The following is a 12,419-nucleotide window of genomic DNA, read 5'->3' as shown; positions in this document are numbered from 1 at the left end:
CGTAAGACGCAAAACCTTCGGTCGCTCCTCCGCCAGGGACGGTTGTGGGGGAACTCACCTGTGCTGTCACCGGTTCGGATGGCTGCGGGTCGCGCGAGGCGTGTGAGGGGGCGCACGCCCGCGGTTCACGCCGGTGCCGTCGGGTGCCCGGTACCGTCGGGGTCATGGACACGTCGTGGTGGCTCGCCCTCGTCGCGGTGGTACTGCTCGCGCTGGTCGCCACGCTCGTCGACGGCTGGGGGCGGGGGCACCGGCCCCGCTCCGAACGCCGGTCCGGCGCACGCCGGACGCGGGCCGTGACGGCGGCGGCCCCGGCCGCCCCGGTCACGACCGCGGCGACGGCGGACGCGGGTGCGGGCGGTGGGCCGCGGCCCGCGGAGATCTGGTGGGCCGACGTGCCCTACGAGGACGGGCCGGCGGCGGGGGCCGGGGCGTCGAAGGACCGGCCGTGTCTGGTGCTGGCGGTGCGCGGGGAGCGGGCGACCGTCGTGAAGATCACGACGCGCTTCCGGGAGGGGCGCGGCGGGGTGATCCCGCTGCCCGTGGGGGCCGTGGGGGATGCCCGGGGGCGGGCGAGCTTCCTGGAGACGGACGAGGTGCGCGAGGTGCCGGTGCGGGGGTTCCGGCGCCGGGTGGGGGTCGTCGACCGGGCGCTGTGGGAGCGGGTACGGCATCTGGCCCGGTGAGCTCGTGGCGGCGGGACGCCAGGAGCGCCGAAGCCCCCGAAGGCCTCGAGCCCCTGGAACCCCCGGCCCTCCCGGGAACGCCGAAGGGGCCGGAGTGGGTCTCCGGCCCCTTCGTGCTGCCCTCGTGGGGTCACGCCCAGAGCTGGCCCTGGAGCGTGTCGATGGCTTCCTCCGTCGTGGCGGCGGTGTAGACGCCGGTCGACAGGTACTTCCAGCCGCCGTCGGCGACGACGAAGGCGACGTCGGCGGACTCCCCCGCCTTGAGCGCCTTGTTCGCGACGCCGATCGCGGCGTGCAGGGCGGCGCCGGTGGAGACACCGGCGAAGATGCCTTCCTGCTGGAGGAGTTCACGGGTGCGGGTGACCGCGTCGGCGGAGCCGACCGAGAAGCGGGTGGTGAGGACGGAGGCGTCGTACAGCTCGGGGACGAAGCCCTCGTCGAGGTTGCGCAGCCCGTAGACCAGGTCGTCGTAGCGCGGTTCGGCGGCGACGATCTTCACGTCCGGCTTGTGCTCGCGCAGGTAGCGGCCGACGCCCATGAGGGTGCCGGTGGTGCCGAGGCCGGCCACGAAGTGGGTGATCGAGGGGAGGTCGGCGAGGATCTCCGGACCGGTGGTCGCGTAGTGGGCACCGGCGTTGTCGGGGTTGCCGTACTGGTAGAGCATCACCCAGTCCGGGTGTTCGGCGGAGATCTCCTTGGCCACCCGTACGGCGGTGTTGGAGCCGCCCGCGGCCGGGGAGGAGATGATCTCCGCGCCCCACATGGCGAGGAGTTCCCGGCGTTCCTGGGAGGTGTTCTCGGGCATCACGCACACCATGCGGTAGCCCTTGAGCTTGGCGGCCATCGCCAGGGAGATGCCGGTGTTGCCGGACGTCGGCTCCAGGATGGTGCAGCCCGGGGTGAGCCGGCCGTCCTTCTCCGCCTGCTCGATCATGAACAGGGCCGGGCGGTCCTTGATCGAGCCGGTCGGGTTGCGGTCCTCGAGCTTCGCCCAGATGCGGACGTCGGCGGACGGCGACAGCCGCGGCAGGCCCACCAGGGGGGTGTTGCCCACCGCGGCCAGCGGCGAGTCGTAACGCATCCGGGATCAGGCCGTACCGCCGGCCACGGCCGGCAGGATCGTGACGCTGTCGCCGTCGGACAGCTTGGTGTTGATGCCGTCCAGGAAGCGGACGTCCTCGTCGTTGAGGTACACGTTGACGAAGCGGCGCAGCTGGTCGCCGTTGCTGTCGTCCACGAGGCGGGCCCTGATGCCCGTGTGCCGGGTCTCGAGGTCGGCGAAGAGGTCGGTGAGGGTCTCTCCGGTGCCCTCCACCGCCTTCTGACCGTCGGTGTACTGGCGGAGGATGGTCGGGATACGGACCTCGATGGCCATGGCAGAGGGCTCCTGTCGGTATGTCGTCTGGTCGATGGGCGCGCGGCGGCGCGGGAGGTGCGCGGGCGTGCCTGCGCGGTGGGGCCGCCGGGGCTCACGGGCCGTGCGGCGGGAAGCTCGGTGTCAACAGATGGCACTGGCGAGTCTGCACAGGTCGACGTGCAGCCGCGCCACGAGCAGCTTGCCCGGCGTCTTGTCGCTCACGTCGTGGAGAACCATGAGCTCATCGTATCGATTCCCGATGACGGGAACCGAATGCCGTCTCACACTGCGGATGACTGACGACCGGTATGCGGGAACGCGCAGCTCGGTGCGTCAGTACGCCTCGACGACCTCGACCTCTTCCTCGGTGACCTCGCCGTCCACGATGCGGAACGAGCGGAACTGGAACTCGCCGAGGCCGTCGAGGTCGGCGGTGGAGACCAGGACGTAGTGGGCGCCGGGCTCACTGGCCAGGTTGATGTCGGTGCGGGAGGGGTGGGCCTCGGTCGCGGTGTGCGAGTGGTAGACGATCACCGGTTCCTCGTCGTTGTCGTCCATCTCGCGGTACAGCTTGAGCAGGTCCTTCGAGTCGAACTCGTAGAACGTGGGCGAGCGGGCCGCGTTCAGCATGGGGATGAAGCGCTCGGGGCGGCCGGAGCCCACGGGGCCCGCCACCACACCGCACGCCTCGTCGGGGTGGTCCTTGCGCGCGTGGGCGACGATCTGGTCGTACAGGGCCTGGGTGATGGTCAGCATGGGGCTCAGGATAAGCAGAGGGCCGCCCCGTACCGAGGGGTGGTACGGGACGGCCCGGATGCCGGACGCGAAGAGCGCGGGCGCCGGATGTCCGTGCTAGCCGTCGATCTTCTCGAACTCCGGCTCGCGGCGCTCGGTGATGCCCGGGTTGCGGTTCTTGAGGACCGCCCAGCCGATCCCCAGGGCGGCCGCCCAGCCGGCCATCACGTAGAGGCAGATCCTGGCGTCCGCGTCGATCGCGATGAGGGCGGTGACGAAGAGCAGGAACACGATGGCGATGTAGGAGCACACCGAGCCGCCCGGTGCCGGGAAGGAGGAGGCGGGCAGCCGGCCCGCGACCACTTGGCGGCGGTAGAGGACGTGGCTGATCAGGATCATCAGCCAGGTCCAGATGGCGGCCCCGGTGGCGATGGAGGTGACGTAGCCGAAAGCCTTCTCCGGGACGACGTAGTTCAGGACCACGCCGATCCCCATGAACACCACCGAGGTGGCGATGCCGAGCGCGGGGGTCCTGGTGGAGGACAGCCGCTGGTAGGTCCGCGGGGCCTCGCCGTTGTCCGCGAGGGTGCGCAGCATGCGGCCCGTGGAGTACATGCCGGAGTTGCAGGACGACAGGGCCGCGGTCAGCACGACGAAGTTGACGATGCCGGCGCCGGCCGGGATGCCGATCTTGGCGAAGGCCGCGACGAAGGGGCTCACCTCCGGCGTGAACTCGGTCCATTTGACCACGCACAGGATGACGGTGAGGGCACCGACGTAGAACAGGGCGATGCGCAGGGGCAGCGTGTTGATGGCCTTGGGGAGGGTCTTCTCGGGGTTTTTGGACTCACCGGCGGTGACGCCGACGAGTTCGACGGCGAGGTAGGCGAACATGACGCCCTGGAGGGTCATCAGGGACGAGCCGACGCCCTTGGGGAAGAAGCCGTCGAAGGCCCAGAGGTTGGACACGGCGGCGGTGTCCCCGGCGGCGCTGAAGCCGAAGGTGAGCACGCCGAGCCCGATCACGATCATGCCGATGATGGCGGTGACCTTGACCATCGAGAACCAGAACTCGATCTCGCCGAACAGCTTCACCGAGATGAGGTTGGCCCCGAAGAGGACGATCAGGAAGACCAGAGCGGTGACCCACTGCGGGATCTGCGGGAACCAGTAGTGGACGTAGATCGCGGCGGCCGTGAGTTCGGCCATGCCGGTGACGATCCACATCAGCCAGTACGTCCAGCCGGTGAAGTAGCCGAAGAACGGGCCGAGGAACTCCCGCGAGTACTCGGCGAAGGAACCCGAGACGGGGCGGTAGAGCAGGAGCTCGCCGAGCGCCCGCATGATGAAGAAGATGATCACGCCGGCGAGGCCGTACATGACGATCAGGCTGGGTCCGGCCTTGGCGATGTTCGCCCCGGCGCCCAGGAAGAGACCGACGCCGATCGCGCCGCCGATCGCGATCATCTGGACTTGACGGCTGTTGAGTCCGCGTTCGTACCCCTCGCCGGATACGGACTCCGTGTCGACCTGCGGTGAGGCCATGTGTCGTGCGCCTTTCTCCATGCCGATCCGGGCCGCTGGTGGGCCCCGGATCGGGCCTCGGTCCCCCCGGACTGATGGAGCTGAGCGGGTCCGCTCGTGCCTGGCCGGCGGTTGCCGACTCGGTGGCGCACCCGGCGGACGTACAGGTGGTGTTCGCCGGGCGGTCGTGCAGATTTACCACGGCCGCCACACTGATCAGCAGCGATTTGTGGCGCACACCACAGGAGGAAACGGGCGAACCTCGCCGGGGAAGCGCATGGGAGGCGGAGGTCTTGACAGGATCGCCACGCGGGCTTGAGTGTTCTCCGAACGAACGAGTCAGCGGACTTTTCCGAACATACCGACCAGTTGTGCGGCATGGGTGGCGCCGCTCCGCCGAACGTGTGGCGCCACACCTCGACGGGCGTGGCGCCACACCTCGACGGGCGTGGCGCGTTCCTGCGGCGGGCGCGGCGCGCCTACGGCATGAGGGTCGCGACGAGGGTTTCCTGGAGGCCGCCGAGCCACAGGTACGCCATCACCATGGGCTTGCGCGGGTCCTCGTCCGGGAGGCGGAAGAGGAGGTCGGCGTCGTCCTCGTCGTCGATCTCCAGCCGGGAACCGATCGCCAGGCGCAGGTCGTTCAGTGCGCCGAGCCACTGCCGGGACCCCTCGGCCGAGAGCTTCAGCACCGCCCCGCCCTCACCGGCCGCGGCGAGCTCGTCCAGGGAGCGGATCACCGCGAGGGCGTTGTCGCGCTTGCCGGCCCGCAGGTCGTTCTCGGTGAAGCGGCGGAACTCCGCGGAGTGCGCCCGCTGCTCCTCGGTGTCCTTGGGGGAGGCGGGTTCCTCGGGGTCGCCGTAGGCGTCCGGGAAGAGCCGGCGCAGCACCGGGTCGGCGGGCGGTTCGCTCGGGCCCTCGGCGAAGAGTTCGGCGAGCGGGTCGCCGGGGGCCTCCTCGGCCGGGCCGGGGCCGAGGAGCTCCATGAGCTGCACGGCCAGGGAGCGGATGATGGAGATCTCGACGTCGTCGAGGGCGACGGCCGCGCCGCCGCCGGGGAGCGGTTCGAAGTGTCCTGACATGGAGGCGATTCGCTACTTCCGGTCACGCGGGCGGGGGCGGGTCATGTCCGGCGGGGTCACTTCCGGTCCTGCTGGAGGGTGGCCCACAGGCCGTAGCCGTGCATGGCCTGGACGTCGCGTTCCATTTCCTCGCGCGTGCCGCTGGAGACGACCGCCCGACCCTTGTGGTGGACGTCGAGCATGAGCTTGGTGGCCTTGTCCTTGGAGTAGCCGAAGTACGTCTGGAAGACGTACGTCACATAGCTCATGAGGTTGACCGGGTCGTTGTGGACGATGGTGATCCAGGGGACGTCGGGCTCGGGTACGGCGAAGGCGTCTTCCGCCGACTCGGTGCGTTCGATCTCCAGGGGTGCGGGTGACGTCACAGTGCCCATGCTGCCACCGGAAGGCGCCGGGAGCACAAACCGGCCCGCGCGGGGCGCCATACGTCCTGGTTTCACCCGGAATTCCCTCCGGAGGCGCAACCGGGGTCGGCCTCGGGCCGGTCCGCGGCGCGGATGGAAATCGTCAAAGTGACGAAATGGGGGTAGCATTCGCCGTATGAACACAGCGGACCTTGGGCTGCCGGGAGAAGAAAGGCGCGAAGCGCTTCCTCAGAAGGGTGGTGGTGGGCGACGGGTGGGCGTCCCGTCCACGGCGCTCTTCACCGACCACTACGAGCTGACGATGCTGCAGGCCGCCCTGAACGGGGGCACCGCCGACCGGCGCAGCGTGTTCGAGGTCTTCACCCGGCGCCTGCCGGACGGCCGCCGCTACGGTGTGGTGGCAGGCACCGGGCGGGTCCTGGACGCGGTGGAGAACTTCCGTTTCGACGGAGCCGTCCTCGACTTCCTGCGCGAGAAGGACGTCGTCGACGGGCGAACCCTCGACTGGCTGGCCGACTACCGCTTCTCCGGTGACATCTGGGGCTACCCGGAGGGCGAGGTGTACTTCCCCGGCTCGCCGATCATGCGGGTGGAAGGCAGCTTCGCGGAGTGCGTGCTGCTGGAGACCGTGATCCTGTCGATCCTCAACCACGACTCGGCGATCGCCGCGGCGGCCTCCCGGATGTCGTCCGCCGCCGGGGACCGGCCGCTGATCGAGATGGGCGCCCGGCGCACCCACGAGCTGGCCGCGGTGGCCGCCGCCCGGGCCGCGTACCTCGGCGGCTTCACCTCCACCTCGGACCTGGCGGCCGGCTTCCGCTACGACATCCCGACCGTGGGCACCTCCGCGCACGCCTTCACCCTGGTGCACGACAGCGAGCGGGACGCCTTCCGGGCACAGGTCGCCTCCCTCGGCGGCGGCACGACGCTGCTGGTGGACACCTACGACGTGGCCGAGGCGGTCCGCGCGGCCGTCGAGGCCGCCGGGCCGGAGCTGGGCGCCGTACGGATCGACTCCGGTGACCTGCTGCTGGTGGCGCACCGGGTGCGGCAGCAGCTGGACGAGCTGGGCGCCACCGGTACGAGGATCCTCGTGACCTCCGACCTGGACGAGTACGCCATCGCCTCCCTGGCCGCCGCGCCGGTGGACGCGTACGGCGTCGGCACCCAGCTGGTGACCGGCTCCGGGCACCCGACGGCCTCCATGGTCTACAAGCTGGTCGCCCGCGCCGAGTCCGCCGACCCGAAGGCGCCGCTGGTGCCGGTGGCGAAGAGGTCCACCGGCGGCAAGACCTCCGTCGGCGGCCGCAAGTGGGCCGCGCGGCGGCTGGACGAGTACGGCGTCGCCGAGGCCGAGGTGGTCGGTACCGGGCGGGTGCCCGACGCGCTGGCCGACCGGCAGCTGCTGGTGGAACTGGTCAAGGGCGGTGAGGTGACCGCGACCGCGCGCGAGCCGCTGGACGTGCTCCGTGAGCGGCACCGGGCGGCCCGCGCCAACCTGCCGCTCTCCGCGACCCAGCTCTCCCGGGGAGAACCCGTCATTCCGACGGAGTACGCGCACGAGGGCTCGGGTAGCTAGAACTGCGTGTCCCGCCGCACGCGCCGCACTCGCCTCGCGCACGGCTCCCCGACCGGGACCCCGGTCCGTCGTGCCGCACCCCTGTCCGCACCGATCCACAGCCGATTCCGCACTCGATCCGCACCGATCCGCATCCCATGGGCCCGGAGCCTCACCGGCCGGGTCCGCTCCCCACCCGACCCCACAGCCGAAGGACTCCGACCATGCGCCGCGCCTTGATCGTCGTTGACGTGCAGAACGACTTCTGCGAGGGGGGCAGCCTCGCCGTCACCGGTGGCGCCGACGTGGCCGCCGCCATCACCGAGCTGATCGCACAGGCCCCGGCCCCGGCCGGCTACCGGCACGTGGTGGCCACCCGCGACCACCACATAGCCCCCGGCAGCCACTTCGCCGACCACCCCGACTACGTCAGCTCCTGGCCCGCGCACTGCGTCGCCGGGACGGAGGGCGCCGGCTTCCACCCGAACTTCGCCCCCGCGGTCAGCTCCGGCGCGGTCGACGCCGTCTTCGACAAGGGGGCGTACTCGGCTGCGTACAGCGGTTTCGAGGGGACCGACGAGAACGGCGTGGCGCTGGCCGACTGGCTGCGGGAGCGGCAGATCGACGAGGTGGACGTGGTGGGCATCGCCACCGACCACTGCGTGCGCGCGACCGCGCTGGACGCCGCCCGCGAGGGCTTCCGCGCCCGGGTCCTGCTCGACCTCACCGCCGGGGTGGCCGCACAGACCACCGAGCGGGCGCTCGAGGAACTGCGCGGAGCGGGTGTGGAGCTCTCGGGGAAGCCGGTCGTGCAGTAACCGGGACCGCAGGGTCAGGCGGAGGCCGTGGGGCTCCTGAGCAGTGCCCTGATCGGATGCCACAGCTCCACGGCCGGCGCGGTGCCGGTCAGGACGCCGCTGCCGGGTGCCGTGCGCCATATGAGCCCGTCGGGATGGTGCAGCACCGCGGTGATCTCGTCGGGGCTCGGCGGGGCCGCGTTGCCCCGCAGGTAGACGGCGCGCAGGCCCAGGTTGCGCAGCCTGGTCAGGGCGCGCGCCCGGTTGCCCGCGTGCACGAGGAAGCGCACCGAGCCGGCGGGACCGGCGGCGGGGCTGGGCAGGTTCAGCGCCACCACCACGGTGCCGTTCGGCAGCTTGCAGAAACCTCCTGCGGCCATGGATGTCATACCCCCGTCGGACCAGGTGTCAATAAGGAAGTCACAGGACGCACCTAAACACGGATCGGCGGCAACCCGCCAGGGGGTTACCGCCGATCGCGCTCTGACCTGCGAAAACGCTATTTACTTCGCCGCGCGGCCCACCTCGAGGTGGATCGCCGAGCCGTTTCCGGGCTCCTTGACGATCTTGATCTTGGTGTTGGTGTCAGTGATCTGGACACCGCCGGTCGGGTTCGTCTCGTCGTAGTAGGTGTTGGTCCGGTCGTTGAAGACCGACACCCCCTTCGAGGAGCTGATCTTGGTCGCGACGCCGTTCTTGTGCAGCGTGATGCCGTCCGTGCGGAACGTGCTGAACGGGGCGTCGTACGTCTGGATGCGGTTGCGCATCAGCGTGCCGTCGGACCACTTCAGCGCGGTCGGGTGCGAGTCGACCGGCAGGATCAGGCCCCTGCCCGGGTGGCGGCTGGTGTTGTTGTCGGCCTGGGAGGTGTCCCACTTCCAGATCAACAGGCCGTTCTGGTACGGGAAGTGCTCCACCCAGTCCGGACGGCTGTTCGCGAAGCCGAAGTTGTACGGGCCGACCTTCAACGTCTTGTCGTACGACACGTACTGGCGGTTCTCGGCGATGTAGTACTGCGCGTAGTCCTTGGTGAAGGAGGCTCCGATGCGGGAGAAGCCCTTCGCCGTCCAGGCGGCGTCCGCGGTCTCCGCGTTGTCCGTGAACAGGGCGGCGCCGTCCGCCGTCACCGAGATCCGGTCGGCCGCGAAGCCCTTCATCGCCAGGCCGCCGTCGGTCTGGTAGCGGAAGCGCAGGTCGATCTGCTGACCGGCGTAGGCGTCCAGCGGGTACGCCAGCGGCTTGTAGCCGTCGACCGTGCCGTGCAGGGCCGGCTTGTCGCTGCCGTCGCGCGGGATCGGCCGGCCGTCCACCGTGCCGTCCAGGGCGGTCCAGTTGGCGCCGCCGTCGGTCGAGACCTCGACGTAGAGGAAGTCGTAGTCGGACTCGATCTCGTACCAGCCGTCGAGGGTCAGCTCGGCCGACGCCTTGCCGGTGAGGTCCACCGAACGGGTCAGCGTGTTCCTCAGGTCGTCACCGCTGCCGCTCCACCACTGGGTCTCGCCCTCGGCCGGGACGACGACCTCGGTGGTGACCGCCTTCTCGGGCAGCGCGACCACGAGGGCCTGCTTGTCCCGGGTGTTGTACTCGGCGGGGCCCAGCTTGTGCTTCGACTTCGTCGCGGCCTCGGCCGTGTCGTAGTCCAGCCAGCCCAGCTGGAGCTTGTCCCAGGCGGTCATGTCGCCGGGCAGGTCACCGATCTCGTTCTTGCCGGTGCCGAGCCAGGAGCCGGAGGACATCAGGGTCCAGAAGCCGGTGGAGTTCTCACCGCCCGCGGTGTCGTAGTGGTCCGGCAGACCGAGGTCGTGGCCGTACTCGTGGGCGAAGACGCCGAGTCCGCCGTTCTCCGGCTGGATGGTGTAGTCGCCGACCCAGACGCCGGTGTCGCCGATCTGGGTGCCGCCGAGCTTGTTCTGCTCGGGTCCGGTGGCGCCGGCGTCGGTGCCGAAGGCGTACCAGCGGTGGGCCCAGATCGCGTCCTCGCCCTGGGCGCCGCCGCCGGCGGACTCGTCCTCACCGGCGTGCACGATCTGGAAGTGGTCGATGTAGCCGTCGGGCTCGTTGAAGTCGCCGTCGCCGTCGAAGTCGTAGCGGTCCCACTGGTCGTACTCGGCGAGATCGGCCCTGATCTCGGCGCCGGTCCGGCCGGCCGCCTTCTGGTCGTCGACCCAGGCGTTGACGCCGTCCTGCACCACGTACCAGGCGCAGTTGTCGGGGACACACTTGTTGGAGCCGTAACGGGCCTCGTTGTAGGGGACCTTGACCCAGTCGGAGACCTCGCCCTCGACCGAGTAGCGGCCCGAGGACTGCTTCTCGAAGTACGTCTTGACCGACTCGACACCCTTGCCGGTGCCGAAGTACATGTCCTCGAAGTGCTTCCGGTCGTAGTCCGCCTGCCACGCGGTGGAGTTGTCCACCCTGCGGTCCGGCTCGGCGATCTCGTTGTGCAGCGGGCCGCGGGTGCCGCCGTAGCGGCTGTCGATCTCGTCGCCGAACTCGACCAGGATCGTGAAGATCCTGTCGGTCTTCTCGCGGCCGAGCTCGACGTACTTGCCGGTGCCCTTCTTGCCCTTGCCCTTGAGCTCGACGACCTTCGAACCGTCCCGGTTCTTGACCGCCGCCTGGCCGGATATGACCTGGTTCAGGGCCTCTTCACGCTGCGCCGCCTGCGTCTTGGAGAGCGGCCCCGCGAGGTCGTGCTCCACGTGGTTGTACTCCGCCGGGTCCTGTCGGTCCACGGTGGCGGGCCGGTCGGCCCGGTCGGCCGTGTCGGCCTGGGCCACGGTGAACGCAGAGCAGGTGGCGGTGACCGCCGCGAGCGCCACGCCCGTCGCGGCCGCTCTGAACGTCCAGGGTCTACTGGTCACTTGAGATCCCCTCCCGCGTCCGTGCGCGCGAAAGCAGGGTCCGGGTGATGGATGGTCGCGCACACGTGATCAACGCGTGTAGTCAAGTGACCACATTTGACTAAAGGTTCAGCAGAAAAAACAGACCTTGACTTGAGCAGGTCAACTGCATTATGCGGAGACACGGTTCCCTTCACGGACCTCGGGCGCGGCTTTGTGGGCGGCATATGACTCCGTGCGCCCCCTGTGCACCGGCCCCGTCGGTCAGGTCACGCTTACTGTGCGTTCCGCTCGGGCACTCTCGCGGTTAGAGTCGCTTGGCGGCACACCGTTGAGCCGGTGGAAAGCCAGGCCGACAGCCCCCGACCTCCGAGGACACGATGGCCATGCCCCGTCCGACTGTCGCTCAGCTCGCCTACGGTTCGTGCACCGTGGTCTTCTCGACCTTCGTCATGCTGCTGTTGTCACAGACGAATTCGGGCGTGGGTATCGCGCTCGTCGCCGTCGTGGCACTCGCCCTCGGACTGCTGGTGGCCATGACGGTGCCGCTCTCCGAGCCCGCCCGTCCCGCCCCCGTGACACGGCCCGCGCCGCAGGAGCCGGTACGGGCGACCGTGCCGTCACCGGCAGCCGCGCCGGCCCGCGAGGCGGTGCGGGAGCGGGCCGTTTCCTGACACCGTGCCGGGCCGGCCTCCAGGCCCGTCCGGCGGATCAGGTCGCAGGAGATCGACGGCGCCTCATCCGCGCTGATCCGCCGGACGGGCCCTGGTCGGCCCGGTGTCATCCCGTGCTCACCACTACCGTCTTGGCCGCCTTGTCGTGCAGGCCCTGCTTGTAGGGCCGGTCGAAGAAGCTCCAGCCGCCCGCGATCACGGTCCAGACGCAGGCGCAGCAGAACGCGAACGGCAGCCAGAGCACCGCGGCACGGATCAGGGACGTCTGCGTGGACGGGGTCGCGCCGTCGGACAGGTCGGCCACCCTCAGTTTCAGCCACTTCTTGCCGAGGGTCTGACCCGTGCGGGCCGTCATGAACGTGTCGTAGGCGATGTAGAGGACCGCGACGACGAGGGACTGGACGAAGGACTTCCCCGCGTTGATCTGGTCGCCGTTCACGTTGTACTCGCTCACCCCGAAGGGCCAGGTGAGCAACCAGACGACAATGCCCACGAGGATCATGTCGATGATGCGGGCGAGGGTGCGTCTGCCGCTGTCGGCGAGCGGCGGCATGCCTGCGAGGGGATCGGTGGGGCCCGGCCCGTAGGGACTGCCACCGCCCTGGTCGCCGCCACCGCCGTACGGGCCACCGCCACCGCCACCGTACGGACCGCTGCCACCACCGTACGGACCACCGCCGCCCTCGCCCTGGTGCGGCGGGGGCTGGCTGCCGGGCGGGGGGTGTTTCTTGAACGGGTCGTCGTCCGGCGGCTGCTGACCGGAGCCGGGGGGCGGTTCGGTGCTCATGGCCCGAGTCG

The 12,419-nt window shown here is 70.1% G+C and carries 14 protein-coding genes; 4 read left to right on the top strand and 10 right to left on the bottom strand.

What is annotated here, in order from left to right; all coding sequences use genetic code 11:
• The first annotated feature begins 164 nt into the window (after positions 1 to 164).
• The gene (locus AB0I73_RS10285; protein WP_363035721.1) at positions 165 to 686 is read left to right on the top strand and encodes a type II toxin-antitoxin system PemK/MazF family toxin; all 522 of its coding nucleotides are present in this window, start codon (positions 165 to 167) and stop codon (positions 684 to 686) included.
• A gap of 130 nt (positions 687 to 816) precedes the next feature.
• Here the strand turns inward: AB0I73_RS10285 and AB0I73_RS10280 are convergent, their stop codons facing one another.
• From AB0I73_RS10280 to clpS, 7 genes are all read right to left on the bottom strand, one after another.
• On the bottom strand, positions 817 to 1,767 hold the full coding sequence (locus tag AB0I73_RS10280; RefSeq protein WP_109378356.1) for a cysteine synthase: 951 nt from the start codon (positions 1,765 to 1,767) through the stop codon (positions 817 to 819).
• Positions 1,768 to 1,773: 6 nt separating this feature from the next.
• Entirely contained in the window at positions 1,774 to 2,061 is a 288-nt protein-coding gene (locus AB0I73_RS10275; protein WP_109378355.1) for a MoaD/ThiS family protein, read from the bottom strand.
• Positions 2,062 to 2,184: 123 nt separating this feature from the next.
• Positions 2,185 to 2,280 carry a putative leader peptide gene (locus tag AB0I73_RS10270; protein ID WP_323056066.1) on the bottom strand — a complete coding sequence of 32 codons (96 nt, stop codon included), beginning with the start codon at positions 2,278 to 2,280 and terminating at the stop codon, positions 2,185 to 2,187.
• A 96-nt stretch (positions 2,281 to 2,376) separates the two neighbouring features.
• The gene (locus AB0I73_RS10265; RefSeq protein ID WP_363035718.1) at positions 2,377 to 2,799 is read right to left on the bottom strand and encodes a M67 family metallopeptidase; all 423 of its coding nucleotides are present in this window, start codon (positions 2,797 to 2,799) and stop codon (positions 2,377 to 2,379) included.
• A 96-nt stretch (positions 2,800 to 2,895) separates the two neighbouring features.
• Positions 2,896 to 4,323, bottom strand: a complete 1,428-nt coding sequence (locus tag AB0I73_RS10260; protein ID WP_363035714.1) for an amino acid permease — start codon at positions 4,321 to 4,323, stop codon at positions 2,896 to 2,898.
• Positions 4,324 to 4,781: 458 nt separating this feature from the next.
• Positions 4,782 to 5,384 carry a DUF2017 domain-containing protein gene (locus AB0I73_RS10255; RefSeq protein ID WP_363035712.1) on the bottom strand — a complete coding sequence of 201 codons (603 nt, stop codon included), beginning with the start codon at positions 5,382 to 5,384 and terminating at the stop codon, positions 4,782 to 4,784.
• A gap of 56 nt (positions 5,385 to 5,440) precedes the next feature.
• Positions 5,441 to 5,758: an ATP-dependent Clp protease adapter ClpS gene (gene clpS / locus AB0I73_RS10250; RefSeq protein ID WP_109378457.1), complete on the bottom strand. Its 318-nt coding sequence runs from the start codon at positions 5,756 to 5,758 to the stop codon at positions 5,441 to 5,443.
• A 292-nt stretch (positions 5,759 to 6,050) separates the two neighbouring features.
• Here clpS and AB0I73_RS10245 point away from each other — a divergent pair, with 292 nt between their 5' ends.
• Positions 6,051 to 7,328: a nicotinate phosphoribosyltransferase gene (locus AB0I73_RS10245; RefSeq protein ID WP_363035796.1), complete on the top strand. Its 1,278-nt coding sequence runs from the start codon at positions 6,051 to 6,053 to the stop codon at positions 7,326 to 7,328.
• A gap of 203 nt (positions 7,329 to 7,531) precedes the next feature.
• The gene (locus AB0I73_RS10240; protein ID WP_363035709.1) at positions 7,532 to 8,125 is read left to right on the top strand and encodes a nicotinamidase; all 594 of its coding nucleotides are present in this window, start codon (positions 7,532 to 7,534) and stop codon (positions 8,123 to 8,125) included.
• A 14-nt stretch (positions 8,126 to 8,139) separates the two neighbouring features.
• Here AB0I73_RS10240 and AB0I73_RS10235 read toward each other — a convergent pair whose 3' ends face one another.
• A complete protein-coding gene (locus AB0I73_RS10235; RefSeq protein WP_109378349.1) occupies positions 8,140 to 8,484 on the bottom strand; it encodes a hypothetical protein in 345 nt (114 codons plus the stop codon).
• A 123-nt stretch (positions 8,485 to 8,607) separates the two neighbouring features.
• On the bottom strand, positions 8,608 to 10,968 hold the full coding sequence (locus tag AB0I73_RS10230; protein WP_363035707.1) for an immune inhibitor A domain-containing protein: 2,361 nt from the start codon (positions 10,966 to 10,968) through the stop codon (positions 8,608 to 8,610).
• A 359-nt stretch (positions 10,969 to 11,327) separates the two neighbouring features.
• On the opposite strand from AB0I73_RS10230, the gene AB0I73_RS10225 reads away from it, so the two are divergent.
• Positions 11,328 to 11,621, top strand: a complete 294-nt coding sequence (locus AB0I73_RS10225; RefSeq protein WP_363035704.1) for a hypothetical protein — start codon at positions 11,328 to 11,330, stop codon at positions 11,619 to 11,621.
• A gap of 106 nt (positions 11,622 to 11,727) precedes the next feature.
• On the opposite strand, the gene AB0I73_RS10220 is transcribed toward AB0I73_RS10225, so the two are convergent.
• On the bottom strand, positions 11,728 to 12,408 hold the full coding sequence (locus AB0I73_RS10220; RefSeq protein WP_363035702.1) for an RDD family protein: 681 nt from the start codon (positions 12,406 to 12,408) through the stop codon (positions 11,728 to 11,730).
• Positions 12,409 to 12,419 lie beyond the last annotated feature (11 nt).

This window comes from Streptomyces sp. NPDC050388 (assembly GCF_040655635.1).
In the GTDB taxonomy this organism is placed as follows: domain Bacteria; phylum Actinomycetota; class Actinomycetes; order Streptomycetales; family Streptomycetaceae; genus Streptomyces.
This window is presented reverse-complemented; position numbering and strand designations above follow the sequence as displayed.

What these genes read in the sequence shown, in the direction of transcription:
- AB0I73_RS10285 (WP_363035721.1), top strand. Translation starts at nt 165, where the DNA reads ATGGACACGTCGTGGTGGCTCGCCCTCGTCGCGGTGGTACTGCTCGCG.
- AB0I73_RS10280 (WP_109378356.1), bottom strand. Translation starts at nt 1,767, where the DNA reads ATGCGTTACGACTCGCCGCTGGCCGCGGTGGGCAACACCCCCCTGGTG.
- AB0I73_RS10275 (WP_109378355.1), bottom strand. Translation starts at nt 2,061, where the DNA reads ATGGCCATCGAGGTCCGTATCCCGACCATCCTCCGCCAGTACACCGAC.
- AB0I73_RS10270 (WP_323056066.1), bottom strand. Translation starts at nt 2,280, where the DNA reads ATGGTTCTCCACGACGTGAGCGACAAGACGCCGGGCAAGCTGCTCGTG.
- AB0I73_RS10265 (WP_363035718.1), bottom strand. Translation starts at nt 2,799, where the DNA reads ATGCTGACCATCACCCAGGCCCTGTACGACCAGATCGTCGCCCACGCG.
- AB0I73_RS10260 (WP_363035714.1), bottom strand. Translation starts at nt 4,323, where the DNA reads ATGGCCTCACCGCAGGTCGACACGGAGTCCGTATCCGGCGAGGGGTAC.
- AB0I73_RS10255 (WP_363035712.1), bottom strand. Translation starts at nt 5,384, where the DNA reads ATGTCAGGACACTTCGAACCGCTCCCCGGCGGCGGCGCGGCCGTCGCC.
- clpS (WP_109378457.1), bottom strand. Translation starts at nt 5,758, where the DNA reads ATGGGCACTGTGACGTCACCCGCACCCCTGGAGATCGAACGCACCGAG.
- AB0I73_RS10245 (WP_363035796.1), top strand. Translation starts at nt 6,051, where the DNA reads ATGCTGCAGGCCGCCCTGAACGGGGGCACCGCCGACCGGCGCAGCGTG.
- AB0I73_RS10240 (WP_363035709.1), top strand. Translation starts at nt 7,532, where the DNA reads ATGCGCCGCGCCTTGATCGTCGTTGACGTGCAGAACGACTTCTGCGAG.
- AB0I73_RS10235 (WP_109378349.1), bottom strand. Translation starts at nt 8,484, where the DNA reads ATGGCCGCAGGAGGTTTCTGCAAGCTGCCGAACGGCACCGTGGTGGTG.
- AB0I73_RS10225 (WP_363035704.1), top strand. Translation starts at nt 11,328, where the DNA reads ATGGCCATGCCCCGTCCGACTGTCGCTCAGCTCGCCTACGGTTCGTGC.
- AB0I73_RS10220 (WP_363035702.1), bottom strand. Translation starts at nt 12,408, where the DNA reads ATGAGCACCGAACCGCCCCCCGGCTCCGGTCAGCAGCCGCCGGACGAC.